Origin of the sequence: uncultured Phycicoccus sp. (genome assembly GCF_947495705.1) — a bacterium.
Lineage (GTDB): Bacteria > Actinomycetota > Actinomycetes > Actinomycetales > Dermatophilaceae > Phycicoccus.
The window spans coordinates 54,690-78,616 of sequence record NZ_CANLZR010000009.1 but is presented as its reverse complement, the minus strand read 5'-3'; the positions used below and the strand labels follow the sequence as shown (position 1 = coordinate 78,616).

Here is a 23,927-nt window from a genome sequence, read left to right as displayed (position 1 = left end):
GGTCGCACCCGCTCGGAGATCCTCAGGCGGGTTTGCGACAATCGGGGCATGACGCCGACCCCGGGTGACGCCGCGCCCGACGAGCCGCAGCGCACCACCGTGCACCTCCTGCGCCACGGCGAGGTCCACAACCCGGGCCGGGTGCTCTACGGGCGGCTGTCCGGATACCACCTCTCCGACCTCGGCCGCCGGATGGCCGAGGTCGCGGCGGCGCACCTGGCCGACCACGACATCGTGCACATCGTCTCGAGCCCCCTCGAACGGGCCCGCGAGACCGCCGAGCCGCTGGCCGCCGTGCACGGGCTCCCCGTGACCGTCGACGACCGGGTCCTCGAGGCCCGCAACGACTTCCAGGGACTCCCCGTGGCCGGCGGTCAGGGGCTGCTGCGCCACCCCCGGCTGTGGGTCAAGATGCTCAACCCGTTCCGGCCGTCGTGGGGCGAGCCGTACGCCGACATCGTGCTCCGGATGCGCGACGCGATCGTCGACGCGCGCGCGGCGGCCCGGGGCCACGAGGCCGTCATCGTCAGCCACCAGTCACCGATCTGGATGATCCGCCTCGCCACCGAGGGCCGCTCCCTCGTGCACAACCCGGCCCGTCGCGAGTGCGCCCTGGCCAGCCTCACCTCGCTGACCTTCCTCGGGGACGAGCTGCTCTCGCTCAGCTACTGCGAGCCGGCCGCCGCTCTGCTGCCGCAGGCCCAGAAGGGGGCCGGCGCGTGAGCGCAGTGCACCCCCGCCGTGGCGTCATCGCGGCCGCCGGGCTCGCCGCGCTCACGCTCGCGGGCTGCTCGCAGGACCCCAACTCGGTCGCCGCCCAGGCCAAGGCGGGCGACCAGAAGGGGTACGTGTCCGGTGACGGTGCGGTCGAGACGATCGCCGCGGCCGACCGTGCCGAGCCCGTGACGATGGCCGGGGAGCTGCTCGACGGGACGCCGTGGGACATCACCTCCACCCGCGGCCAGGTCGTCGTCCTCAACGTCTGGGGCTCCTGGTGCGCCCCGTGCGTCGCGGAGGCCCCCGACCTGCAGCGGGCGTGGGAGCAGCTCCAGGAGAAGGACGCGCCGGTGGCCTTCATGGGCATCGACTTCCGCGAGGACGCCGCCCGGGGCGCCGCGTTCGTCGCGCGCGCCGGCATCACCTACCCGAGCCTCAGCGACGAGGCGGGGGTGCTCATCCTGCGGCTCCAGGGCAAGGCGCCGACGGTGCCCACCACCCTGGTCCTCGACCGCGAGGGCCGGATCGCCGCGCGCGTCAACGGCCCGGTCGGGGCGAGCACGCTCACGGCCCTCGTCGACGACGTGGTCGCCGAGTCGTGACCCCTGCCCTGACCGGAGCCGCGACAGCCGCCGGTGACGCGGTGACCACCGGCGCGCTGCCCCTGGCCGTGGCCGTCGCCGCCCTCGCCGGGCTCGTGTCGTTCGCGAGCCCGTGCGTCCTGCCCCTCGTGCCCGGCTTCCTCGGCTACGTCACGGGGCTCAGCGGCGGCGAGGAGGCCCCCGGCCGCGGCCGGACGCTCACCGGCGCCCTGCTGTTCGTTCTCGGGTTCACGGTCGTGTTCGTCCTCGGGTCCATCTTCGTGACGGGGGCCGGGCAGGCGCTCGTCGAGCACCGCACCGTGCTCATGCGGGTCGGCGGCGCCGTCGTCGTCGTCATGGGCCTGGTGTTCCTGGGGCTCGGCAACCAGCGCGAGGCCCGCATCCGCTGGCGGCCGCGGGCCGGCCTCCTCGGGGCCCCGCTGCTCGGTGCGGTGTTCGCCCTCGGCTGGGCCCCGTGCACCGGACCGACCCTCGCCGCCGTCCTCGTCATGGCGACCGCCTCGGCCGACCCGCAGGTCGCCCGCGGGGTGACCCTGGCCGTGGCGTACGGCCTCGGGCTCGGCCTGCCGTTCCTCCTCGTCGCCGCCGGCCTCGACCGGGCGGGCCGGATGTCGTCGTGGCTGCGGCGTCACCAGCGCCGCATCCAGGTCGTCGGCGGCGTCATGCTCGTCGCTGTCGGGATCCTGCTGCTCACCGGCATCTGGGAGCACCTCAACCGGTGGATCCAGACCGAGCTCGTCGCCGGGTTCGTGGTGTCGCTGTGAGCACGACGCGCGACGACGCCCTGAGCACCCAGCCCGCCCCCGTCGACGGCGGCGGGGCCGGCGGCTCGGTCAGCCAGCCACGGCTCGGCCCGGTGGGCTGGCTGCGGTACGCCTGGCGCCAGCTGACGAGCATGCGGACCGCGCTCTTCCTCCTCCTGCTGCTCTCGGTCGCCGCCATCCCGGGGTCGACGTTCCCGCAACGCTCGATCGACGCGGCGCGCACCGCCCAGTGGCTCACCGACCACCCGACGGCCGGGCCGATCCTGGACCGGCTCGGGTTCTTCGAGGTCTACGCCTCGCCGTGGTTCGCCGCCATCTACCTCCTGCTCTTCGTCTCCCTCATCGGCTGTGTGGCCCCGCGCAGCCGCATCCACTGGCACCAGATGCGCTCCCGGCCCCCGCGGGCTCCCCGGCGTCTCGAGCGGCTCGCCGCACACCGCGAGCTCGAGGTGGAGGGCGACCCGGACGCGGTCCGGGAGCGGCTCCGCCAGGCGCTGCGCTCCCGGCGGTACCGCGTCCACGCGCACGACGGGGTGACGCTCTCGGCCGAGAAGGGCTACCTCAAGGAGAGCGGCAACCTCGTCTTCCACCTGGCGCTCATCGGCGTCCTCGTCGGGGTCGCCTGGGGGCACCTGCTGGGCTGGAAGGGGGACGTCATCCTGCCGGTGGGGCAGACCTTCGCGAACACCCTGTCCCGCTACGACACCTTCAGCCCCGGCCCGTGGGTCGACCCCACCGACCTCGACCCGTACACGATCCGGCTCGACCGGCTGGACGTCGAGTTCGAGACCGAGGACACCGGCCGCGGCCAGTTCGGCGCGCCCCGCGACTTCCTGGCGAGCGCCACCCTCACCGACGCGGAGGGCCGCGAGGAAGAGCGCGAGATCGCGGTCAACCGCCCGCTCGAGACCGGCAACGGCACCGTCTTCCTGCTCGGCAACGGGTACGCCCCGCGCATCACCGTGCGCGACGCCGACGGCACGGTGATCTACTCCGACGCGACGCCGTTCCTGCCGGAGGACAACAACTACACCTCGGTCGGCGCGGTCAAGGTGGCGGGCGCCCAGCCGGACCAGCTGGGCTTCGCCGGGTTCTTCCTGCCGACCGGGGTCATCGACGACGAGCGCGGCCCGCACTCGGTCTTCCCGGACACCCTCGACCCGCAGCTGGCCCTCACCGCGTTCCAGGGGACGCTGTTCCCCGCCGGTGCCCCGCAGTCGGTGTACACCCTCGACACCGCCGAGATGACGCCGCTGCCCGGCAAGGACGGCGAGGGCCAGCTCCGCATCCTCCTGCGCCCCGGGGACACCTTCGACCTGCCCGAGGGGCGCGGCTCGATCACCTTCGACGGGATCGAGCGGTTCGCCGGCCTCTCGATCCGCACCGACCCCGGCAAGATGCTGACCCTCGTGTCCGCCCTGCTGGCGCTCGGGGGCCTCGTCCTCAGCCTCGTCGTCCGCCGTCGAAGGGTGTTCGTGCGAGTTCGCCCCGCAGGCGAGCCAGGACGTACCGTGGTCTCCGTCGGAGGCCTGGCGAAGGACGACGACGAGGGCATGGACGACGAGGTCGCCGCCGTGCTCACCGCACCAGAAGGAACCCGATGACCGACACCTCGCTCGCCCAGCTGTCGAACCAGGCCGTGTACTCCGCGATGGCCGTGCTGACCCTCGCGATGCTCGCCTACGCGCTCTACCTGGCCCGGATCGCTCCGGGGCACGCCGACGACGCGTCCCAGGAGGCGGTGCGCGAGCGCCGGCTCGTCACCGCCGGGAACGCCACCGACGCCGACCAGGACGGGCCCGTCGAGCCGGCCGCCCCCGACGCCGCCCAAACCGGCGGACCGGGCGATGCCGAGCCCCGCGGCGCCCGGCAGGCCGCGGGCGTCGGCTGGGCGCTGACCCTCCTCGGGACCGCACTCCTCGTGGCGGGCGTCGGCCTGCGGGCCGCCGAGGTGCACCGCTGGCCGCTGGGCAACATGTACGAGTTCGCGCTCGTCGGTGCGATGTTCACCCTGCTCGGGTTCATCGGGTGGTCCACCCGCCGCGACCTGCGCTGGCTCGGGCTCTTCGTCGTCACGCCGGTGCTCCTCACCCTCGGTGCCGCCGTCGTCGTCTGGTACACCGACGCCTCCGAGCTCATGCCGTCGCTGAAGTCGTACTGGCTCGCCATCCACGTCACCGTCGCCACGATGACCGTCGCCGTCTTCACCATCGGCGCCGCGCTCGGCGTGCTGTACCTCGTCCAGGACCGGCTCGAGGCCGGCGGCGGTGCGCGCCGGTCGTTCATGGCGCGCCTGCCCTCCGCGCGGGCGCTGGAGCGGCTCACCTACGCCGCGCACGTCGTCGCGTTCCCGATGTGGACCTTCACCGTCATCGCCGGCGCCATCTGGGCCCGCCAGGCCTGGGGCTCGTACTGGAACTGGGACCCCAAGGAGGTCTGGAGCTTCGTCATCTGGACCGTCTACGCGGCCTACCTGCACGCCCGCGCGACGACCGGGTGGAAGCGCCAGAACGCGGTGTGGATCGCCCTCGCGGGGTTCGTCTGCGTCATCCTCAACTTCGCCGTCGTCAACGTGTACTTCGTCGGCCAGCACTCCTACTCGGGTCTGTGAGGGGCGGGGCACCACGATGAACGCGTTCCTCCGCTACACAGTCCTGCGCCTGCTCGTCTTCCTCGGCTGCCTCCTCCTGCTCTGGCTCGTCGGGCTCCGCGGCGAGGAGCAGCGCCTGCTGCTCGTCGTCCTGGCCGCGCTGCTGTCGATGGTCGTCTCGTACTTCGCGCTCCGGCGCTTCCGGGAGGACTACTCGGCGCAGCTCGCGTCGTCGATCGAGAAGCGCACGGAGGACCGCCGTGAGCGGGGCGGGGACGTGCGCACCGACGAGCAGGCCGAGGACGAGGAGTCGGTCCGGCCCGAGACCGCCCGCGACGACGGCGACTTCCGCTGACGTCAGCCGAGCCCGGCGGCGATCCCGACACCGGCGAGGACGAGGACGGCGTAGACCACCTCGTACACGCCGGTCGCGGCGAGGACCGGGACGAGCCCCGGCCCTGTGGTCCCGGCCCGCACGACGCGGACACCGCGCCACGCGAGGGCGAGTGAGCCGAGCGCGAGCAGCGCCCAGGGCTCCCACCAGGCCATGACGACGAGCGCCACCACCGAGGCGCCGACGAGCGCGACGTAGAACGTGCGGGTCCGGGCGTCCCCCAGCCGGACCGCCAGGGTGTGCTTGCCGTGCTCGGTGTCGGTGGGGATGTCGCGCAGGTTGTTCGCGACGAGGATCGCCGAGGCGACGGCTCCGACCCCGACGGCGCCCGCGACCCCGAACCACGAGACCGACAGGGTCTGGGTGTACTCGGTACCGATGGTGGCCATGAGCCCGAAGAAGAGGAACACGTAGACCTCGCCGAGACCGCGGTAGCCGTAGGGGTTGTCGCCGCCGGTGTAGCGCCAGGCGGCGAGGACCGCCAGCGCACCGAGCGGCAGCATCACCCACGCCTGCGCGAGGACGACGAGCAGGAGCCCGAGGACGCCGGCGACGGCGAAGGAGGCGAACGCCGCCCGCTTGACGGCGCGCGGCGCGGCGAGCCGTTGGCCGACGAGCCGGACCGGGCCGGCCCGGACCTCGTCGGTGCCGCGGATCCCGTCCGAGTAGTCGTTGGCGTAGTTGACGCCCACCTGGAGGGCGAGGGCGACGGCCAGGGCGAGCAGCGCGCGGACGGCGTCGGCCTCACCGACACGCAGCGCCGCCGCGGTACCGAGGAGGACGGGGGCGACGGCGGCCGGCAGGGTGCGCGGGCGGGCGCCGGCCACCCACTGGGCGGTGGTGGCCATCGAGGGTCAGAGGCCCTTGAGGAAGTCGGGGTCGTCGTCGGGCCCGCGCGGCGGGCGCTGCCCGCGCTGCTGGCCGCGGCGCCCGGGGTCGCCGCCCCAGCGCTGCTGCTGCGGGGCGTACCGAGAGCCCCCGCCACCGGCGGGACGCCCGGCGACGAGCCACGCGACGGGGCCGACGACGGGGAAGAGCACGATGAGGAGGATCCACAGGAGCTTCGGGAGGTTGCGGATGCCGGCCTCGTCGGCCTGGATGGCGTCGACGAGGCAGTAGACCGTGAGCGCGAGGCTCAGGAGGAAGGGCAGGTACCGCAGCACGTCCCTATTCTCCCACGTCGAAGAGCGCGGCGACGGCGCCCCGGTCCGGCTTGCCCGGGCCGCGGAGGGGGACCGCGGGTGCGCTCGTGACGCGCCGGGGGAGGGCGTGGTCCGGCAAGTGCCCCCGCAGGTGGTCCCGGATCTCGGCGAGGGACAGCGGCCGGGCTCCCGGCGCCGGGACGACGAGGAGGCTCACGGCCTGTCCCCACTCCGGGTCCGGGACCCCGACGACGACCGCCTCGCCGACCCCCGGGACGTGCTCGAGCGCTGCCTCCTCGACGACCCGGGGAGCGACCTTCATCCCCCCGGTCACGACGAGGTCGTCGAGGCGGCCCTCGACGTGGAGCACGCCGTCGTCGTCGAGGCGCCCGGCATCGTCGGTGCGGAACCACCGGGAGCCGTCGGGGTCGACGGTGAACGCCGCGAAGGTGAGGTCGGGCCTGCCGAGGTACCCGTGGGCCAGGGTCGCCCCGCCGAGATGGACCCGCCCGGCGTCGTCGACCCGGACCCTCGTGCCGGTCAGGGCGCGGCCGTCGTAGACGCAGCCGCCGGCGGTCTCGCTCATCCCGTAGGTGGTGACGACCCGGACCCCGGCCGCCTCGGCACGGCGGCGCAGGGGCGCGGGCGTCGCCGCCCCGCCCACGAGGACCGCGGCGAACGTCGCCAGGGCCCGGGCGGGTCGGGGGTCGTCGAGGACCCGGGCGAGCTGGGTCGGGACGAGGGCGGTGTAGTGGCGGTGCCGCGGGTCGAGCCGGGCGGCGGACGCCGCGAACGCCGCGGGAGTGAAGCCACCGGTCAGGTCGGTGACGACGGGCTCGGTGTCGGCGTCGAGGCTGCGCAGGAGCACCTGGACCCCGGCGACATGGCCGGCCGGGAGCGTGAGCAGCCACTGGCCGGGTCCGCCCAGCCGGGCGTGGGTGGCGCGGGCGCTCGCCGTCAGGGCCGCCGCCCCGAGCATCGCGAGCTTCGGGGAGCCCGTCGAGCCGGAGGTCCCGATGACGACGGCGAGGTCGTCGGGCAGGCCGGCGGCGGAGTGCCGGGGCAGCACGGGCGGGGAGGCCTCGGCCGGGTACGGCGCGACCGGCCCCCCGCCGGCCAGGGCGGCGGCGAGCCGGGGGAGGACCGCCGCGGCGGCAGGCCCCGCGGGCACCGCGAGTGCGTCGACCTCCATGCCGCTCACTCTAGGAGGACGGCCGGCCTCGGCACCCATGGCCCCCGGGTCGCATTTCGGGGACCATGGGGGGACCGGAGGAGGTCGACGATGGACGAGGCGGTGACGACGCACCTCGAGCGGGTCCGTGCCCAACGCGCCGAGCTGGGCGAGGCGATGGCGGCCCTGGACGACGCGCTGTCGAACCCCATCGGGCTGGGCGGGGTCTGGCGCGGGCGGGTCCGGGCCGCGCTCACCGAGCTGGCCCACGACATGCGCGACCACATGACGCTCACCGAGGCCCCCGACGGTCTGTACGCCGACCTGCGCGCGCGGGCCCCCCGCCTGTCGCGCGAGGTCGACACCCAGGTCACCGAGCACGCCGAGCTCCTCGCCGAGATCGACCGCCTCCTCGCGGAGCGGGACGAGGGGATCAAGAGCCGGGAGGCGGTGCATGCCCATCGGGAGGCGGCGACGGTGCTGCTGGGCCGGCTGGCCCGCCACCGGCAGCGCGCGTCCGACCTCGTCTTCGAGGCCTACGACGTCGACCTGGGCGGCTCGGGCTGAGGGGTCACCCCGACGGGTGGCGGCGGGTGCGGCCTCAGAAGTACCAGGGGAAGGGTGACCAGTCGGGGTCACGCTTCTCGAGGAACCGGTCGCGGCCCTCGACGGCCTCGTCGGTCATGTACGCGAGCCGGGTCGCCTCGCCGGCGAAGACCTGCTGGCCCATGAGCCCGTCGTCGAGGAGGTTGAACGCGAACTTCAGCATCCGCTGCGCCTGGGGGCTCTTGCCCATGACCTCCCGGGCGACCTCGAGCGCCGTCGACTCGAGGTCGGCGTGGTCGGCGACGAGGTTGACCGCCCCCATCCGGTGCATGTCCTCGGCCGAGTAGGTGCGCCCGAGGAAGAAGATCTCGCGGGCGAACTTCTGCCCCACCATCTTCGCGAGGTAGGCGCTGCCGTACCCGCCGTCGAAGCTGCCGACGTCGGCGTCGGTCTGCTTGAACCGGGCGTGCTCCCGGCTGGCGATGGTCAGGTCGCAGACGACGTGCAGGCTGTGCCCGCCGCCGGCCGCCCAGCCGCCCACGACCGCCACGACGACCTTCGGCATCGTCCGGATGAGGCGCTGCACCTCGAGGATGTGCAGGCGCCCGCCCTCGGCCTTGACCCGGCGCTCGTCGACCGTGTCGGCCGTCGTGCCCTCGGCGTACTGGTATCCGGAGCGGCCCCGGATGCGCTGGTCGCCGCCGGTGCAGAAGGCCCACTTGTCGTGCGACCCGGTTCCCGCCGGGCCCGGCCCGTTGCCGGTGAGGAGGACGACCCCGACGTCGGCGCTGCGGCGGGCGTGGTCCAGGACGCGGTAGAGCTCGTCGACGGTGTGCGGGCGGAACGCGTTGAGCACCTCGGGCCGGTCGAAGGCCACCCGGACCGCGCCGAGCCCCGCCGCCCGGTGGTAGGTGACGTCGGTGAGGTCCTCGAAGCCGGGGACGTCCTGCCACGCCCCGGGGTCGAAGGTCTCGCTGACTCCGTCGATCGCGCTCACGTGCGCAAGGCTAGCCGCGGTCGGCTAGCGCCGGGCCGGGCGCCCCGGGGAGGCGGCCTGTGTGCGCCAAAGCCCCGCTCCCGCAGCCGATCCGGCAGGGTGTACGCCCATGACCACCGCCACCTCGACCACTCAGGACGCGTCCCCCCGCTGGCGCCTCGTCGGCCCCGGGCTCGTCGTCGCCGCCACCGGGGTCGGCGCCGTCGACCTCGTCGCGACTCTCATCGCCGGCCAGAAGTACGGCTACGCCCTGCTGTGGGCGGTCGTCGTCGGCTGCCTCATGAAGATCGTCCTCGTCGAGGGCGCCGGCCGGTGGACCCTCGCGAGCGGCACGACGATCTACGAGGGCTGGGCGAGCCTGGGCCGGTGGACGTTCTTCTACTTCGGCCCGTACATCGTCGTGTGGGGCTTCGTCTACGGCGCCGCGGCGATGGCCGGCACCGGCCTGCCGCTGCACTCCCTGTTCCCCGCCGTCCCGGTGGAGGTGTGGGGCATCGCCTCGGGCGTGGTCGGCGCGGTCCTGGTCTGGTTCGGCCGCTACGAGCTGTTCGAGAAGGTGTGCGCCGCCCTCGTCGCCCTGATGTTCGTCACGGTGGTCGGTGCGGCCGCGCTGACGGTGCCGAACCTCCCCGACCTCCTCGTCGGTCTCGTCCCCACGGTGCCGAGCGGGTCGATCCTCAACGTCCTGTCCGTCGCCGGCGGTGTCGGCGGCACCATCACCCTTGCCGCCTACGGCTACTGGATCCGTGAGAAGGGCTGGACGACACCGCGGTTCATGCGTGTCATGCGGCTCGACAACCGGATCGCCTACCTCGTCACCGGCATCTTCGTCGTCGCCACCCTCGTCGTCGGCGCCGAGCTGCTGTACTCGGCGCAGATCGCGGTCCAGACCGGCGACAAGGGGCTGCTCGACCTCGCGAACGTCCTGGACGACCGCTACGGCTCCTGGGCGAGCAAGGTCTTCCTCGTCGGGTTCTGGTCGGCCGCGATGTCCTCGCTCCTCGGCGTGTGGAACGGCGTCTCGCTGATGTTCGCCGACTTCGTCGGGCACGTGCGCGGCCTCGCCGACGAGCACCCCGACCGGCACATCGGCGGGCGCTGGTACAAGGCCTACATCCTGTGGCTCACGGTGCCGCCGGTCGTCCTCATCCTCGTCGGCCAGCCGATCTGGCTCATCCTCGCCTACGGCGTCCTCGGGGCGTTCTTCATGCCGTTCCTGGCGGTGACCCTGCTGTGGCTCCTCAACTCCGACCGGGTGCCCGGGGAATGGCGCAACAGCCTGTGGTCCAACGTGTGGATGGGCATCACGGCGCTCACCTTCGTCGTCCTCGCCGCAACCGAGCTGCAGAAGCAGCTGGCGAAGCTCTGAGGCCACGGGCCTACGGTGGGCTCGTGACCGTTCCGCCGCTCGCCGACCTCCTCGAGGGTCTGCGCGTCGTCGCCATCCCGATGCGGGTGCCGTTCCGCGGCGTCCGGGTGCGCGAGGCCGTCGTCGTCGTGGGGCCGGCGGGCTGGGGCGAGTTCGCGCCGTTCCTCGAGTACGGGCCGGCCGAGTCCGCGCGCTGGCTCGCCGCGGCCGTCGAGGCCGCGTGGGACGGGTGGCCGGAGCCGGTGCGCGGGTCCGTGCCGGTCAACGCCACCGTCCCCGCCGTGCGCCCCGAGGAGGTGCCGGAGGTCCTCGCCCGGTTCCCCGGCTGCGCGACGGCGAAGGTGAAGGTCGCCGAGCGGGGCCAGTCGCTGCGGGACGACGTGGCCCGGGTGGCCGCGGTGCGCGACGCCATGGGTCGCGGGGCGCGGATCCGGGTGGACGCCAACGGGGCCTGGACGGTCGACCAGGCGGCGGACGCGCTGGCCCGGCTGCGCCGCTACGACCTCGAGTACGCCGAGCAGCCGTGTGCCGCCGTCAAGGAGCTGCGCGACCTGCGCCTGCTCCTCGCCCACCGCGGGGTCGACGTGCCGGTGGCGGCCGACGAGTCGATCCGCAAGGCAGAGGACCCGCTCCGGGTACGTGCCCTCGGGGCCGCCGACATCATCGTGGTCAAGGTGGCACCCCTGGGCGGGGTGCGTCGGGCGCTCGCGGTCGTCGAGGCGTGCGGGCTGCCGGCCGTCGTGTCGTCAGCCCTCGACACGAGCGTCGGTATCGCGGGGGGCGTGGCCCTGGCGGCCGCGATGCCGACGCTGGAGCACGCCTGCGGCCTTGGGACGGTCGCCCTGCTGCAGGGCGACGTCACCGCCGAGCCGCTCGTACCGGACGGGGGAATGCTGGCGCCACGGCCGGTCGTCGCGGACGAGGACCTCCTGGACCGCTGGGCTGCGCCTCCCGAGCGGGCCACCTGGTGGTGGTCCCGGGTCGCCGCGGCCCATGCCCACCTCGACGGCTCGAGGGAGTGACCGGATCCGGCCCCCGACGCGCGCCCTGACCTGCGCTCGGGCCCCGCCGAGTGCATCCGAAACGCTGGACCGGCCAGAATCACCGGTATGAGCGCCCTCCCGCTGCAGCTGACCACCCGATCCGTCGAGGTCCCCGACCGCACGGCGCGCTCCCTGCGCGTCTTCAACGCCGTCATGGGGGTGCTCCACCTCGTCTCCGGTGGGGCGATGGTGGCCCTGAGCTCCGACTTCACCCTCCCGGTGTCGACCTTCGCCCTCATGGGTCCGCCGGGGACCCCGCTCGCCGACGGGGTGCTGTCCGGGGTGGCCGACGTCCCGCTGGCCTGGGCGACCGCGTCCTTCCTCTTCCTGTCGGCGTTCTTCCACTTCCTCATCGCCTCGCCGTGGGGCTTCCGCCGGTACGTCGGTGAGCTCGGGCGGGGACGTAACCGCTTCCGCTGGGTGGAGTACTCCCTGTCGTCGACGCTCATGATCGTCCTCATCGCCCTCGTCACCGGCATCACCGACCTCGCCGCGCTCATCGGGCTGGGGTTCGCGAACGTCGCGATGATCCTCTTCGGCTGGCTCATGGAGATGACGAACAACGGCCTCATGCGGGGTCCGGGTGGCACCTCGGAGCGGGGGGAGCGGGCCTGGTGGACGCCGTTCTGGTTCGGCTGCGTCGCCGGCGTGGGGCCGTGGGCAGCGATCGCGGCCTACCTCTGGGTGAACATCGCCGTCAACGACGGCGCCGGGCCGCCCGGGTTCGTCTGGGGCATCATTCTCAGCCTCTTCGTCCTGTTCAACACCTTCGCCATCAACCAGTGGCTCCAGTACCGGCAGGTCGGACGCTGGCGCAACTACCTCTTCGGCGAGCGCCAGTACATCATCCTCAGCCTCGTCGCCAAGTCGGTGCTCGCCTGGCAGATCTTCGCGAACACCCTCATCCCGTAAGCGCGGCGGCGCCCGGTCAGAGCGGCAGGCCGAGCAGGGCGTTCTCGACGACCTCGGACAGCGCGGGATGGATCCAGTACTGGCCGCGCGCGACGTCGTGGGCGTGCTGGCCGAAGGTCGCCGCCTGGATGAGCGGCTGGATCACCGTGGAGGCGTGCGGGCCGAGCGCGTGCGCGGCGAGGACGCGACCGTCGGGCGACGCGTGGACCGTGAGCACCCCGGTGGTGTCCTCCAGCGCCCAGCCGTAGGCCACGTCCCCCACCGACTGGGTGGCCGTGACGAAGTCGGTTCCGCTGGCGGTCAGCTGGGCGGCGGTCGGGCCGAACGCGGCAACCTGGGGGTGGCCGAACACGGCGTGCGGCACGGGCCGGTCATCGGTGTCCAGGGGTGGGCCGGCGGCGCGGCCGGCGTCGACGGCGACGTTGTGCGCGACGAGCCGGGCCTCGCCGTTGGCCACGTGCTTCAGCTGGTGCACCGAGCTGATGTCCCCGAGGGCCCACACCCCCGGCACCGTCGTGCGCTGCTGGGCGTCGACGACGAGACGGCCGTCGGGGTGGGTCTCGAGGCCGCCCGCGACCGCCTCGAGGAGGTCGGTGTTGGGTCGACGGCCGACGGCGAGGAGGACGGTCTCGGCCTCGACGTGGGCGTGTCCCTCCGGGCCGTCGGTCCGGAGCCGCCACACGCCGCCGACGTGCTCGGCGGAGCCCACCGTCGTCGAGAGGCGCACGTCGTACCGGCGACGCGCCACCTCGGTGTACCGCTCGGACACCTCGAACTCCTCGGCCATGAGGAGCCGGCCCGAGCGCTGGACCTGCGTGACGTGGACCCCGAGCGCGGAGAACACGTGCGCCATCTCGCACGCGACGAACCCGCCTCCGATGATCGCCATCCGGGCCGGGAGGGCATCCATCCGCATCACCGTGTCGGAGGTGTGGACGCCGCGGTCGGGGTCGGGCTCGGTCAGCCCGTCGACGGGGAGGCCGACCGCGCGGCTGCCGGCGGCCACGACGATACGGTCGGCGGTGACCTCCTCACCGGTGTCCAGGACCAGCCGGCGCTCGCCGGTGAACCGGGCGCGACTGCGGTAGAGGGTGACGTCGTCCTGGCCGGCGCGGTACTCCTCGCCGCTCCGGCTGATCGGGTCGATGCGCCCGAAGATGCGGTCGCGGATCGCGGGCCAGTCCACGCTCGGCGCGGCGAACCGCACGCCGAGGCGGTGGGCGTCCTCGGCCTCGACGACGCGGTCGGCGGGCAGCACGAACATCTTCGTCGGGATGCACCCGACATTGAGGCACGTGCCCCCGAAGACCCCCTTCTCGACGATCGCGATGTCGAGGCCGTGGAGCTCGCGGGTGAGCAGCGAGTTGCCCGAGCCGCTGCCGATGATGACGAGGTCGTGGTGGGGCATGCGGTCAGCGTAGGTGTCGTCACGGCCGTCCACAGGCGGTGGGTCCGGGCCGCTTCGTCCACATCCTCGCCGCCCGGGGTGGTGCGCCGCCTCGCCCGCGGGGTGGAGTGGTCGCAGCGAAAGGGGGGCCGGATGGAGGCCGAGATCCAGGAGCTGGAGCGGCTCGCAATGCGGCTGCACGAGGCCCGTGGCACGGTCCGGGCGCGCCGGGTGGCCCTCTCCCGCTACGCGCTCGTGTGGTGGCACGGGGCCGCGGCCGACCGCTACCGCGCGCTCGTCGACGAGCGGCGGGCCGCGCTCGGTCGGCTCGCCGACGAGCTGGGGTGGCTCGAGGAGTCGGTGCTCGCGCTGGCAGCCGCGGCGCGAGCCGAGGCAGCGCCGCTGCGGGGCGTTCCCGAGGCGTCATGACGTCGGTGTCCGTGCGGTCCGACGCGCTCGCGAACGCGGCGGCCCGGCTGGGGGAGTCCGCAGAGGTCCTGCGCTGCGAGGCCTCGGCGGTCGCGTCGGCGCTGGTCCGGTGCCGATCGCCCGGGCTCCTCGCACCGCACCGGGTGCCGGGGTGGGTGCACCTCGAGGCGCGCGGCGCCGCGGTCGTCGGGCCGGGCGGGCTCTGGGGGGCCGGGCTGGCCCTCGACGTCCTCGCGGTCCGGCTGGCCGCCGCGGCCCGGGGCTACCAGGAGGTCGAGCGCGGCGTCGCTGCCGTGCTCCGGGCGGTCGGGCGCGCGGCAGACGTCGCCGCTCGCGGCGGGCTGCTCACCGACGGTGACGCCGCGCCCGTCCTGCGCGAGGTCCGGCCGCGGTGGGCCCCCCGGCCCCTCACGGGCCCGGCCGACCTCGTCGCCCTCGGCGCCGGCCTCGAGGGCGGGCGGGTGCGCGTCCTCGAGCTCGACGACGGGTCCGGAGGGTCGGCGTGGGTGGTCGTCGTCCCCGGCACCCAGTCGTGGGACCCGCGGGCGGGTGCGGCGCCCTTCGACCTCACCAGCGACGTCCGCGCGCTCACCGGCGACGCCACGGTCGCCGGGGCGGGCGTCGCGGCTGCGCTCGAGCGGGCCAAGGCGGCGTCGGGCCGGGCCGGTGCGGACGACCCGGTGCTGCTCGTCGGGCACAGCCAGGGCGGCATCCACGCCGCGGCGCTCGCATCCGACCGGGCGTTCACGTCGCGGCACCGGGTCACGCATGTCCTCGCCACGGGCGCCCCGGTCGGCGCCTTCCCCCTCGCCGAGACGGTGCGGATGCTCTCGGTCGAACATCGCGAGGACCCCGTCCCCGCCCTCGACCTCACCCCCAGCCCCGACCGCGACGGGTGGGTCACGGTCCGGGCCGGCGACGGTCCGGCGCTCGACGTGCGGCGGCACGCCCTCGACGAGTACGTCCACACCGTCCGGGCCGCCCAGGGGGCGCCACCCGGCACCGTCCGCGGCCTCGGGGGGTGGGCCGCCACGGCCGGTGCCTTCCTCCACCGTCCGGTCCGCGTGGTGACCGAGGTCGTCGTCGAGCGGGCGGCCGCGTCGCTCCGCGCGGATGTCCGATGACTCGCCTAGGGTGCGGGCACAGCACACCTGAGGGGACCCACACACATGCTCGGCTCACGCATCGCCCGACCCGCCCTTGCGGTCGTCTCCGCCCTTGCGGTGGCGGCCACCCTGAGCTCGCCTCCGGCGGCGGGTGCTCCCACGTCGGCCACGGCCGCGCCGGTGGCGGCTGCCCCGGCCCCCACCGAGGCGATCGTCGCCGACTCGCTCGTCGTCCCCTGGGACCTCGCGTTCCTGCCCGACGGTCGGATGGTCGCCACCGAGCGGCCGGGCCGGATCCGGGTGTACGCGGACGGGGGCCCCGACGCCGCTCTCCAGCGCACCGTCACCGTCCCCGACGTCGAGCTCGGCACGGGTGAGGCGGGGGTCATGGGGGTGGCGGTCGACACCGACTTCGGAGCCTTCCCGTACCTCTACGTGTGCGCGTCGCGCGAGTACCCCGGCAGCGGCGGCTGGGTCAACCAGGTCCTCCGCTACTCCGTCGCCGGGTCCACGGCGTGGAGCACCCCGACGGTCCTGCTCGGGGGGATGAAGGCCGGCCGCACCCACAACGGGTGCGCGCTCGAGATGGACGACGCCGGTCACCTGTGGGTGGCGATGGGCGACGGCGGCACCGAGGCGCTCGCTCAGGACCGGAGCAGCCGCAACGGCAAGGTCCTGCGGCTGACCCGCACCGGCGGCGTCCCCGCGGACAACCCCGTCATCGACGGCGTCCAGGACCACGTCTACTCGATGGGGCACCGCAACCCGCAGGGCCTCGCCTTCCAGCCCGGCACCGACCGCGTCTACGCCGTCGAGCACGGCCCCTCCGTCGACGACGAGATCAACCTCCTCGTGCCCGGCGGCAACTACGGCTGGCCGTGCGAGACCGGGGCCGGGCTCAGCTACCGACCCGAGACGGCCGGCTGCGACGACGGCGACACCTACCTCGCCCCTGCGTGGGCGTCGGGCACGTCCACCATCGCCACCTCCGGGGCCACCTTCCTGCGCGGTGCCCAGTGGGGCGACCTCGAGGGCGACCTCGTCGTGCCCACGCTCAAGCAGCAGGACCTGCGCGTCTTCGACGTCGACGCCGACGGGGTGCTCACCGCCGGGGAGACCCGGTACGACGGCACCTACGGGCGGCTACGCGGCGCCGTGAGCGGACCCGGTGGTCGGCTCTACCTCACGACGTCCAACGGCAGCGACAAGGTCGTCCGCGTCTCGCCCGCCACCTCCGAGCTCACCCGGGTCCAGGGTGCCGACCGGTACGCCGTCGCCGCGAACGTCAGCCGGGCGACCTACCCCGACGGCGCGAGCGACGTCGTCGTCGCCACCGGAGCCGTCTACCCCGACGCCCTCGCCGGCAGCGCTGCCGGTGGCCGGCTCGGGATGCCGGTCCTGCTCAGCCGCCCGGACGCTCTCCCCGACAGCACGCGTGCCGAGCTCGAGCGGCTCGGGGCCCAGCGGGTCTGGGTCCTCGGCGGCGCCGCGTCGGTGTCGGAGCCGGTGCGGGCCGAGCTCGCCGAGTACGCAGCCGAAGGCTCGGCGACCCGGATCGGCGGCCCCGACCGGTATGCGGTCGCGGCCGGAGTCAGCGGCGAGTTCTACAGCCGCGGGGTGCCCGCCGTCTTCCTCGCCTCGGGGGAGGTGTTCGCCGACGCGCTGAGCGCGGCCCCCGCCGCGGCGCGCACCGAGGCACCCCTCCTCCTCGTGACCTCCAGCCGGGTCCCCGGGTCCACCGGCGAGGAGCTGAAGCGGCTGGCGCCGGAGCGAATCTACGTGCTCGGTGGCACGGGGACGATCCCGCAGAGCGTCGTCACGTCGCTGCGTCACTACAGCTCGGCGCCGGTCACCCGGCTCGGCGGCCGGACCCGCTACGACGTGGCCCGCACCGTCGCCGAGGAGTTCTGGACCACCGCCGACGTCTTCGTCGCCTCCGGCGAGAAGTTCCCCGACGGCCTCACCGGCGGTGCCGCCGCGGGGCACCGCGGAGCCGCTCTCCTCCTCGCCCGGGCCGGGTCGGTGCCGGTCGAGACCGGGCAGCAGATGCTCACCCTGGCGCCCACGGCGACCACGCTCGTCGGCGGCACCGCGTCCCTCGGGGAGGGGACCTCCGAGACCCTCGGGCGCCTCGCCGGGACGCGGTAGCCGCAGGGCGGGCCGGGTCGACTGGCAGAATCCACGCCCGTGACCCCCTCCTCGGCGCTCGCGAGCGTCCTCGTCGACGAGCTCGTGCGTGGCGGGGTGCGCGATGTCGTTCTCGCGCCCGGGTCGCGGTCGGCTCCCCTCGCCTACGCGGCTCTGGCCGCCGAGGCCGACGGGAGGCTGCGGCTGCACGTCCGGGTCGACGAACGGTCCGCGGGGTTCCTCGCCCTCGGGCTGGCGAAGGGGGCGGCACGGCCGGTCGCCGTCGTCACGACGTCCGGCACCGCCGTCGCGAACCTGCACCCCGCGGTCCTCGAGGCGCACCACGCGGGCGTCCCCCTCGTCGTCCTGAGCGCCGACCGCCCACACGACCTGCGCGGGACGGGGGCGAACCAGACGACGGCGCAGCCGGGGATCTTCGGCGCCGCGACCCGGTTCGCCGCCGACCTGCCGGCGCCCGAGAGCCTCCCGGCCACCGGCCACTCGCCGGCCCCCTGGTGGCGCTCCACCGTGTGCCGGGCGCTGGCCGCCGCCACCGGGCTCCTCGGCGCCGACGTCGGCCCGGTGCACCTCGACGTCGCGTTCCGCGAGCCGCTGGTGCCGGGCCCCGACGACGCGACGCTCCCCGAGTCCTGTCTGGGCCGCCCCGGCGGAGCTCCCTGGGTCGAGGTGCAGCGCGCCGTCGGGGCCGTGGCCGGCGACCCGCTCGACGAGGTCGAGCGCACCGTCGTCGTCGTGGGCGACGGGGTCGACGGCGCCGCGGCGGCGGCCTGGGCCGCGTCCAGGGGGTACCCGGTCGTCGCGGAGGCCGTCGCCGGTCCCCACGCGCGGGTCGCGGCGGTGCCACACGGGCCGCTGCTGCTCACGGCCACCGAATGGCTCGACGCGCACGCCCCCGACCGCGTCCTCGTCCTGGGCCGGGTCACCCTGGCCCGGCCCGTCGCGGCGCTGCTCCGCCGCCCGGGGATGCGGGTCGAGGTCGTCACCGCCGGAACCACCTGGCCCGACCCGTCACACGTCGCCGCCGCCGTCCATCCCTGGGCTTCGGTCGCCGCCGAGTGCGACAGCGCGCCGGTCGCGACCCCGCGGTCGGACTGGGCCCGGGCCTGGGACGACGCCGGGAGCCGGCTCGCCGCGGCCGTTGCGGAGCACGGGTTCCCGTGGCCGAGCGGGCTGGCCGTGGCCGCCGCCGTCCACGAGACGCTGGGGGGCGACGGCGTCCTCGTCGTCGGGTCGTCCAACCCGGTCCGCGACCTCGACCTCGCGACCCGCGGCCCCCACGAGCCGGGCGAGGGCCCCCGGACCTACGCCAACCGGGGGCTCGCCGGCATCGACGGGATGGTCTCGACGGCCTCCGGCATCGCGCTCGGTCTCGGCCGGCCCACGCACGCGCTCCTGGGCGACCTCACCCTGCTCCACGACACCAACGGCTTCCTGTGCGGGCCGGACGAGCCACGGCCCGACCTCACCGTGGTCGTCGTCAACGACGACGGTGGCGGCATCTTCGCGACCCTGGAGCCGGGAGCCCCCGAGCACGCCGGGTCCTTCGAGCGGGTCTTCGGGACCCCCACGGGTACCGACCTCGGCGCCCTGTGCCGGGCCCATGGGGTCCGCCACGACCGCGCGGACACCCGCGACGACCTGGCGCGCCTCGTCGCCGAGCCGCCGCGTGGCCTGCGCGTCGTCGAGGTCCGGGTCGACCGGTCGACGCACCGCCGGGCTCACGCCGACCTGCGGGCGCTCGCCGCGTCGACGCTCAGAACATGAGGGCCGCGACGGGCGGGAGGTCGGTGGCCAGGGCTCGGCTCAGCGCGTCGACCGAGCCAGGGGTCCGCTCCTGCACGAGTCCCTGCCGGGTCATGGCGGCCATCGAGCGGCCGCCGAGGTAGGCCGACCCGAGCACCTGCACGGGGACCCGGAGGTCGGCGTCGGCGTCGGTCCGTTCGCACGTCGCACGACCCCCGGAGGCGACGAGCCGCCACCGGCCCGCGTTCCACGGGCACCGCTCGTCGGCGACCTCGAGCACGAGGTCCGCGTCGGCCGCGTACCCGCGCAGGGCGAGGGCCGCGGGGACGTCGACGAGGCGGAGCCACAGCGCGTCGTGGACCCGCGCCTTGACCGAGCGCGGCCCGCCGAGCCACCACACGATCGGGTCCTCGAGGGAGGTCGCCGGCACATGGACCGACCCGATGAGGTCGAACGACACGAGCCGGCGGAGCAGGGCGAGCCGCGCTGCGGGGTCGGCGGCGGTGAGGTCGCCGCACACGAGCGAGCCCTGGGGTATCGAGTGCTCCCACTTGTGGGTGCGCCGGACCATCGCGTACCCGAGGTCGACGCCGTCGCGCATCGCGAAGAGGACGCGCACGCGCTCGCTGCCACGTTCGGCGGCCGGGTCCGGGCGGAAGCGACGTCGGTTGTGCGCCTCGGTGAGAGCGACCTGGCCCAGGGACCGGGCGGCGTCCTCGTGCTGGACCCGGTGGACGCGTGCGGCCACCTCGTCCCCGATGCCGTCGACCATCTCGGTCCGGATCCCGGTGCAGTCGACCCCCGGGGCGGTGACCTCGGCGCCGCCGCCCACGTCGACGGTGACCCCGAACGACGCCGGCGCGTAGCCGAACCGGCCGTAGATGCCGACCTCCGAGGCGTGCAGCGCGCCGAGCGCGACGCCTTGGTCGCGCACGTCGCGGAGGTGGTGGTCGACCATCGCGGTGAGGACCCCGGTGCGCCGGTCGTCGGGGTGCACGCCGACCCAGGTCAGCCCGGCGCACGGGACCTGGCGGAGGTCGCCGGCCGCTCCGGGGACGGTGAGCCGGTGGTCGAAGGAGGCGTAGATACCCGAGAACGGGGGCTCACCGGTGCGGGTCGCGGCGTAGCACCGTGCGGGGTCCAGTGCGCCGCTGGGTGAGTCGTCCTGCGGGTCGACCTCGTCGAACCAGGTGAGCCGGTCGACGGCCTCGAACTCGGCGGTCGTCTCCGGGGTCACCTGCACGATGCGGTACGTCGCCTGGTCTGCCATCGCACCATCGTCGCCGACCGGTCGTGGCCGGTCGAGCGATTACCCCGCAGCAGCGCTGTCGAGGGTCGATGTCGGGATCGCGAGCGGACGTTGCGAGAATCGGTCCGTGCCCGACACCCCGCTCCGTACCGACGTCCTCGTCGTCGGCGCCGGCCCCGCCGGCGCCGCCGCCGCGACCTGGGCCGCGCGCGCCGGCCGCGACGTCGTCCTCGCCGACGCAGCGGTCTTCCCGCGGGACAAGACCTGCGGCGACGGGCTCACTCCCCGCGCCGTCGCCGAGCTCGACCGGCTCGGCCTCGGCGAGTGGGTTCGCGCCCACGCGACCAACCAGGGGCTGCGCGCCCACGGCTTCGGCCAGACGCTGCACCTGCCCTGGCCGGGCGGGACGTTGCCGGACCACGGGTCGGCGGTGCCGAGGACCCAGCTCGACGCCGGGATCCGCGATGCGGCGCTCGGCGCCGACGCCATCGGGGTCGAGGGCGCCAAGGCCGTCGACGCGACCCTCGAGGGGGGCCGGGTCCGGTCGGTCACGTTCCGTCGGGGCGAGGAGACCTTCGAGATCGGGTGCGAGCGGCTCGTCGTGGCCGACGGGGTGCGCTCCGGGCTCGGCAAGGTGCTGGGGCGCGAGTGGCATCAGGACACGGTGTACGCCGTCGCCGGGCGATGCTACGTCGACTCCGAGCGGGCCGACGACCCGTGGATCAGCAGCCATCTCGAGCTGCGGTCCGAGACGGGGGAGGCCGTGCCCGGGTACGGCTGGATCTTCCCGCTCGGCCAGGGCCAGGTGAACGTCGGGGTCGGCACGCTCGCGACGACCAGGCGCCCGGCCTCGATCGCCATCAAGCCGCTGATGCGCCACTACACCGACGAGCGTCGCGCCGACTTCGGCCTCACCGGCGAGCAGCGGATGGTGACGAGCGCGCTGTTGCCGATGGGGGGCGCGGTGAGCAACGTCGCCGGCCCGAACTGGGCGCTCATCGGCGACGCCGCGGCCTGCGTGAACCCCCTGAACGGCGAGGGCATCGACTACGGCCTGGAGACCGGGCGCCTGCTCGTCGACCACCTCGACGACGACCTGGCCGTCGTCTGGCCGCACCTGCTGCGCGAGCACTACGGCGAGGCGTTCTCCATCGCGCGCCGTCTCGCCGGCATCTTCACCGTCCCCAAGACCCTCGCGGCCCTCGGCCCGGCCGGGATGCGCAGCGAGTGGCTCATGACGCTGGCCCTGCGGTGGATGGGGAACCTCATCACCGACGAGGACCGCGACCGCTCGGCCCGGGTGTGGCGCTGGGCGGGCCGCCGCTCCGTCACCGTCGACGCCCGCCCGCCCTTCACCTGACCGACCCTCCCCGCCGCCCGCCCGTCCCGACATCGACCAATAGGGCACGCCAGGTACGGCGCCCGGTGTACCGACATCGACCAATAGGGCACGCCAGGTACGGCGCCCGGTGCACCCCGCGTGCCTATTGGTCAGGTCGGGTACGGGTGGGTCAGGGGTCGGCGGTGAGGGCGTCGCGCATCGGCACGAGCTTGGCGGAGGACTCGGCGAGCTCGTCGTCCGGGTCGGAGCCGGCGACAATGCCGCAGCCCGCGAAGATCCGCATGCGGGACGGGTCGACGGTGTCGACCGCCCCGCACCGCAGGGCGATGCCCCACTCGCCGTCCCCGGCCGCGTCGATCCACCCGACGGGCCCGGCGTAGCGCCCGCGGTCGAGGTGCTCCAGCTCGGCGATGACGGCGTCGGCGGCGGCACGCGGCGTCCCGCACACCGCGGCCGACGGGTGCAGCGCGGAGGCCAGCGCCAGCGACGAGGTCGCGTCGGCGAGCACCCCCGTCACGTCGGTGGCGAGGTGCATGACGTTGGACAGGTGCAGCACGAACGGGGTCTCGGGCACGTTCATCGACGAGCAGTGCGGCGCGAGCGCGTCGGCCACCGACCGGACCGCGTACTCGTGCTCCTCGAGGTCCTTGCTCGACCGGGCCAGGGATGCCGCGAGCGCGAGGTCATGGGCGTCGTCGCCGGTCGGGCGGATCGTGCCCGCCAGGACGCGCGAGGTGACCAGCCCTTTCTCGCGGCGCACCAGCAGCTCGGGGGTCGCGCCGACCAGCCCGTCGACGGCGAACACCCACGTCGTGTCGTAGCGCTCCGCGAGCCGGCGCAGCAGCCACCGGACGTCGAGCGGCGCGTGCGTCGTGACGTCGAGGTCGCGGGCGAGCACGACCTTGTCGAGGTCGCCGGCCGTGATGCGCTCGACCGCCTCGGCGACGGCGTGGGCCCAGTCGCCGGGGGAGAGGGCGCCGTCGGCGAACGCGACACCCCGCGGCTGGTCCGGCGCGGGCTGCACGGCGACGTCGGCCGGCCCCGGGACCGCGGCCACGGTCTGCTCGGCACTGACCGTCGTCAGCCACGCCCGGCCGCCGCGCCGCCCGACGACGACCTCCGGCACGACGAGGGTCCCGCCGACGGGTGAGCCGGCGGAGTAGGCGATCGACCCGAAGGCGACGGGCCCGGTCCCCGGCAGGTCGAGCTCGTCGCGCACGACCGCGGACCCGACGAGCCCCTGCCACCACTGCTCGAGGTCGACGAACCGCTGCGGCCCGGACGCGGTGTGCGAGGCCGCCCGGCCCCACCCGACCAGCCCCTCGCCGCGGCGGACCCACGAGCACGGCCCGGTCGCGGCACCGGCCGGCAGCACGGCGAGGAGGTCCTCGGCGAGAGCGGGCTCGAGCGGGACGGTGCGCGCGACGAGCGGGGCGACCGGTGCGGGCTCACGCCGGTCCGCGGGCGAAGTGGTCATCGGAACACCACGATACGGCGCGGTGCCGGAGGCCCCGGTCACGGGTGGGAGGATGAGCGCATGTCCCGCGCCTCCCTCGAGAAGGACCCCCGCGACGTCGCCGCGATGTTCGACGACGTCGCCGGCCGCTACGACGTGACCAACGACGTGCTGTCGCTCGGCCAGGACCGGCTGTGGCGCCGGGCGGTCGTCGCGGCGTGCGATGCGCGCCCCGGCCAGCGGGTGCTCGACATCGCCGCCGGCACCGGCACGAGCAGCGAGCCCTTCGCCGACTCCGGCGTCGACGTCGTCCCCGCCGACTTCTCCCTCGGGATGCTGCGCGTCGGCCACCGCCGCCGCAGCGACCTCGGCTTCACCGCGGCCGACGCGATGCGCCTCCCCTTCGCCGACGACTCCTTCGACGTCGTGACGATGAGCTTCGGCCTGCGCAACGTCGCCGACCCCGGCACCGCGCTGCGCGAGTTCCTCCGCGTCACCACCCCCGGTGGGCGACTGGTGGTCTGCGAGTTCAGCACCCCCACGAACCGCCCGCTCCGCACGGTCTACGCCAACTACCTCATGCGCTCGCTGCCGCCGATCGCGCGGCGGGTCAGCTCCAACCCCGAGTCCTACGTGTACCTCGCCGAGTCGATCCAGGCCTGGCCGGACCAGCGGGGGCTCGCCGAGCAGGTGGCGGCCGCGGGCTGGGCTGACGTGCAGTGGCGCAACCTGACCGGCGGCATCGTCGCGCTGCACCGGGCCACCAAGCCGCTCGCCGCGACCGGCGTCGAGGGTTAGGCATACCTGAGTGCGGCGCGTT

General features: G+C 74.8%; 23 protein-coding genes. 16 read left to right on the top strand and 7 right to left on the bottom strand.

All coding sequences use genetic code 11. The features are described 5' to 3' along the window. Positions 1–48 precede the first annotated feature (48 nt). From Q0963_RS12995 to Q0963_RS12970, 6 genes are read left to right on the top strand one after another with little or no spacing between them, the layout of a single operon-like run. Entirely contained in the window at positions 49–723 is a 675-nt protein-coding gene (locus Q0963_RS12995; RefSeq protein WP_299446536.1) for a histidine phosphatase family protein, read from the top strand. After that, entirely contained in the window at positions 720–1,319 is a 600-nt protein-coding gene (locus tag Q0963_RS12990; RefSeq protein ID WP_299446534.1) for a TlpA disulfide reductase family protein, read from the top strand. The genes Q0963_RS12995 and Q0963_RS12990 overlap by 4 nt, the downstream gene beginning before the upstream one ends. Beyond that, positions 1,316–2,083 (top strand): cytochrome c biogenesis CcdA family protein, encoded by a 768-nt coding sequence (locus Q0963_RS12985; RefSeq protein ID WP_299446531.1) that lies wholly within the window; start codon positions 1,316–1,318, stop codon positions 2,081–2,083. The genes Q0963_RS12990 and Q0963_RS12985 overlap by 4 nt, the downstream gene beginning before the upstream one ends. Beyond that, positions 2,080–3,687: a cytochrome c biogenesis protein ResB gene (locus tag Q0963_RS12980; RefSeq protein ID WP_299446528.1), complete on the top strand. Its 1,608-nt coding sequence runs from the start codon at positions 2,080–2,082 to the stop codon at positions 3,685–3,687. The genes Q0963_RS12985 and Q0963_RS12980 overlap by 4 nt, the downstream gene beginning before the upstream one ends. Further along, on the top strand, positions 3,684–4,694 hold the full coding sequence (gene ccsB, locus Q0963_RS12975) for a c-type cytochrome biogenesis protein CcsB (RefSeq protein ID WP_299446525.1): 1,011 nt from the start codon (positions 3,684–3,686) through the stop codon (positions 4,692–4,694). The genes Q0963_RS12980 and ccsB overlap by 4 nt, the downstream gene beginning before the upstream one ends. Before the next feature lie 16 nt (positions 4,695–4,710). Then, entirely contained in the window at positions 4,711–5,028 is a 318-nt protein-coding gene (locus tag Q0963_RS12970; protein WP_299446523.1) for a DUF4229 domain-containing protein, read from the top strand. 2 nt (positions 5,029–5,030) lie between these two features. Here Q0963_RS12970 and Q0963_RS12965 read toward each other — a convergent pair whose 3' ends face one another. From Q0963_RS12965 to menE, 3 genes are read right to left on the bottom strand one after another with little or no spacing between them, the layout of a single operon-like run. Next, positions 5,031–5,915 (bottom strand): 1,4-dihydroxy-2-naphthoate polyprenyltransferase, encoded by an 885-nt coding sequence (locus Q0963_RS12965; protein ID WP_299446521.1) that lies wholly within the window; start codon positions 5,913–5,915, stop codon positions 5,031–5,033. Between the two features lie 6 nt (positions 5,916–5,921). Further along, entirely contained in the window at positions 5,922–6,230 is a 309-nt protein-coding gene (locus Q0963_RS12960; protein WP_299446518.1) for a PLD nuclease N-terminal domain-containing protein, read from the bottom strand. A 4-nt stretch (positions 6,231–6,234) separates the two neighbouring features. Beyond that, entirely contained in the window at positions 6,235–7,401 is a 1,167-nt protein-coding gene (menE, locus tag Q0963_RS12955; protein WP_299446515.1) for an o-succinylbenzoate--CoA ligase, read from the bottom strand. Between the two features lie 90 nt (positions 7,402–7,491). Here menE and Q0963_RS12950 point away from each other — a divergent pair, with 90 nt between their 5' ends. Then, complete coding sequence (locus Q0963_RS12950; RefSeq protein ID WP_299446512.1) at positions 7,492–7,947, top strand: hypothetical protein; 456 nt, start codon at positions 7,492–7,494, stop codon at positions 7,945–7,947. Positions 7,948–7,981: 34 nt separating this feature from the next. On the opposite strand, the gene Q0963_RS12945 is transcribed toward Q0963_RS12950, so the two are convergent. Then, positions 7,982–8,923 (bottom strand): 1,4-dihydroxy-2-naphthoyl-CoA synthase, encoded by a 942-nt coding sequence (locus Q0963_RS12945; protein WP_299446509.1) that lies wholly within the window; start codon positions 8,921–8,923, stop codon positions 7,982–7,984. A gap of 109 nt (positions 8,924–9,032) precedes the next feature. Between Q0963_RS12945 and Q0963_RS12940 the strand changes: the two genes are divergently transcribed. The 3 genes from Q0963_RS12940 to heR all read left to right on the top strand — a co-directional run bounded on the left by Q0963_RS12940 (position 9,033) and on the right by heR (position 12,247). Further along, on the top strand, positions 9,033–10,292 hold the full coding sequence (locus Q0963_RS12940) for an Nramp family divalent metal transporter (protein WP_299446507.1): 1,260 nt from the start codon (positions 9,033–9,035) through the stop codon (positions 10,290–10,292). Positions 10,293–10,315: 23 nt separating this feature from the next. Further along, positions 10,316–11,314, top strand: a complete 999-nt coding sequence (locus Q0963_RS12935) for an o-succinylbenzoate synthase (protein WP_299446504.1) — start codon at positions 10,316–10,318, stop codon at positions 11,312–11,314. A gap of 87 nt (positions 11,315–11,401) precedes the next feature. Then, positions 11,402–12,247 (top strand): heliorhodopsin HeR, encoded by an 846-nt coding sequence (gene heR / locus Q0963_RS12930; RefSeq protein ID WP_299446501.1) that lies wholly within the window; start codon positions 11,402–11,404, stop codon positions 12,245–12,247. Between the two features lie 16 nt (positions 12,248–12,263). Here the strand turns inward: heR and Q0963_RS12925 are convergent, their stop codons facing one another. Further along, positions 12,264–13,655, bottom strand: coding sequence for a mycothione reductase (locus Q0963_RS12925; protein ID WP_299446498.1), 1,392 nt, complete (start codon positions 13,653–13,655; stop codon positions 12,264–12,266). A gap of 132 nt (positions 13,656–13,787) precedes the next feature. Here Q0963_RS12925 and Q0963_RS12920 point away from each other — a divergent pair, with 132 nt between their 5' ends. Genes Q0963_RS12920 through menD form a run of 4 tightly spaced genes read left to right on the top strand, consistent with a single transcriptional unit; the run spans position 13,788 to position 19,081 of the window. Next, the gene (locus Q0963_RS12920; RefSeq protein ID WP_299446495.1) at positions 13,788–14,063 is read left to right on the top strand and encodes a hypothetical protein; all 276 of its coding nucleotides are present in this window, start codon (positions 13,788–13,790) and stop codon (positions 14,061–14,063) included. Further along, complete coding sequence (locus Q0963_RS12915) at positions 14,060–15,187, top strand: hypothetical protein (RefSeq protein WP_299446492.1); 1,128 nt, start codon at positions 14,060–14,062, stop codon at positions 15,185–15,187. The genes Q0963_RS12920 and Q0963_RS12915 overlap by 4 nt, the downstream gene beginning before the upstream one ends. 45 nt (positions 15,188–15,232) lie before the next feature. Next, positions 15,233–17,317, top strand: coding sequence for a PQQ-dependent sugar dehydrogenase (locus tag Q0963_RS12910; RefSeq protein WP_299446488.1), 2,085 nt, complete (start codon positions 15,233–15,235; stop codon positions 17,315–17,317). A 39-nt stretch (positions 17,318–17,356) separates the two neighbouring features. Continuing rightward, the gene (gene menD, locus Q0963_RS12905) at positions 17,357–19,081 is read left to right on the top strand and encodes a 2-succinyl-5-enolpyruvyl-6-hydroxy-3-cyclohexene-1-carboxylic-acid synthase (protein ID WP_299446485.1); all 1,725 of its coding nucleotides are present in this window, start codon (positions 17,357–17,359) and stop codon (positions 19,079–19,081) included. On the opposite strand, the gene Q0963_RS12900 is transcribed toward menD, so the two are convergent. Continuing rightward, on the bottom strand, positions 19,071–20,330 hold the full coding sequence (locus tag Q0963_RS12900) for a GNAT family N-acetyltransferase (protein ID WP_299446482.1): 1,260 nt from the start codon (positions 20,328–20,330) through the stop codon (positions 19,071–19,073). The genes menD and Q0963_RS12900 overlap by 11 nt on opposite strands. Positions 20,331–20,436: 106 nt before the next feature. Between Q0963_RS12900 and Q0963_RS12895 the strand changes: the two genes are divergently transcribed. Then, a complete protein-coding gene (locus Q0963_RS12895; protein WP_299446479.1) occupies positions 20,437–21,669 on the top strand; it encodes a geranylgeranyl reductase family protein in 1,233 nt (410 codons plus the stop codon). 151 nt (positions 21,670–21,820) lie between these two features. Here Q0963_RS12895 and Q0963_RS12890 read toward each other — a convergent pair whose 3' ends face one another. Next, complete coding sequence (locus Q0963_RS12890; protein WP_299446476.1) at positions 21,821–23,128, bottom strand: isochorismate synthase MenF; 1,308 nt, start codon at positions 23,126–23,128, stop codon at positions 21,821–21,823. Positions 23,129–23,188: 60 nt separating this feature from the next. Here Q0963_RS12890 and Q0963_RS12885 point away from each other — a divergent pair, with 60 nt between their 5' ends. Continuing rightward, the gene (locus Q0963_RS12885; protein WP_299446473.1) at positions 23,189–23,905 is read left to right on the top strand and encodes a demethylmenaquinone methyltransferase; all 717 of its coding nucleotides are present in this window, start codon (positions 23,189–23,191) and stop codon (positions 23,903–23,905) included. Positions 23,906–23,927 lie beyond the last annotated feature (22 nt).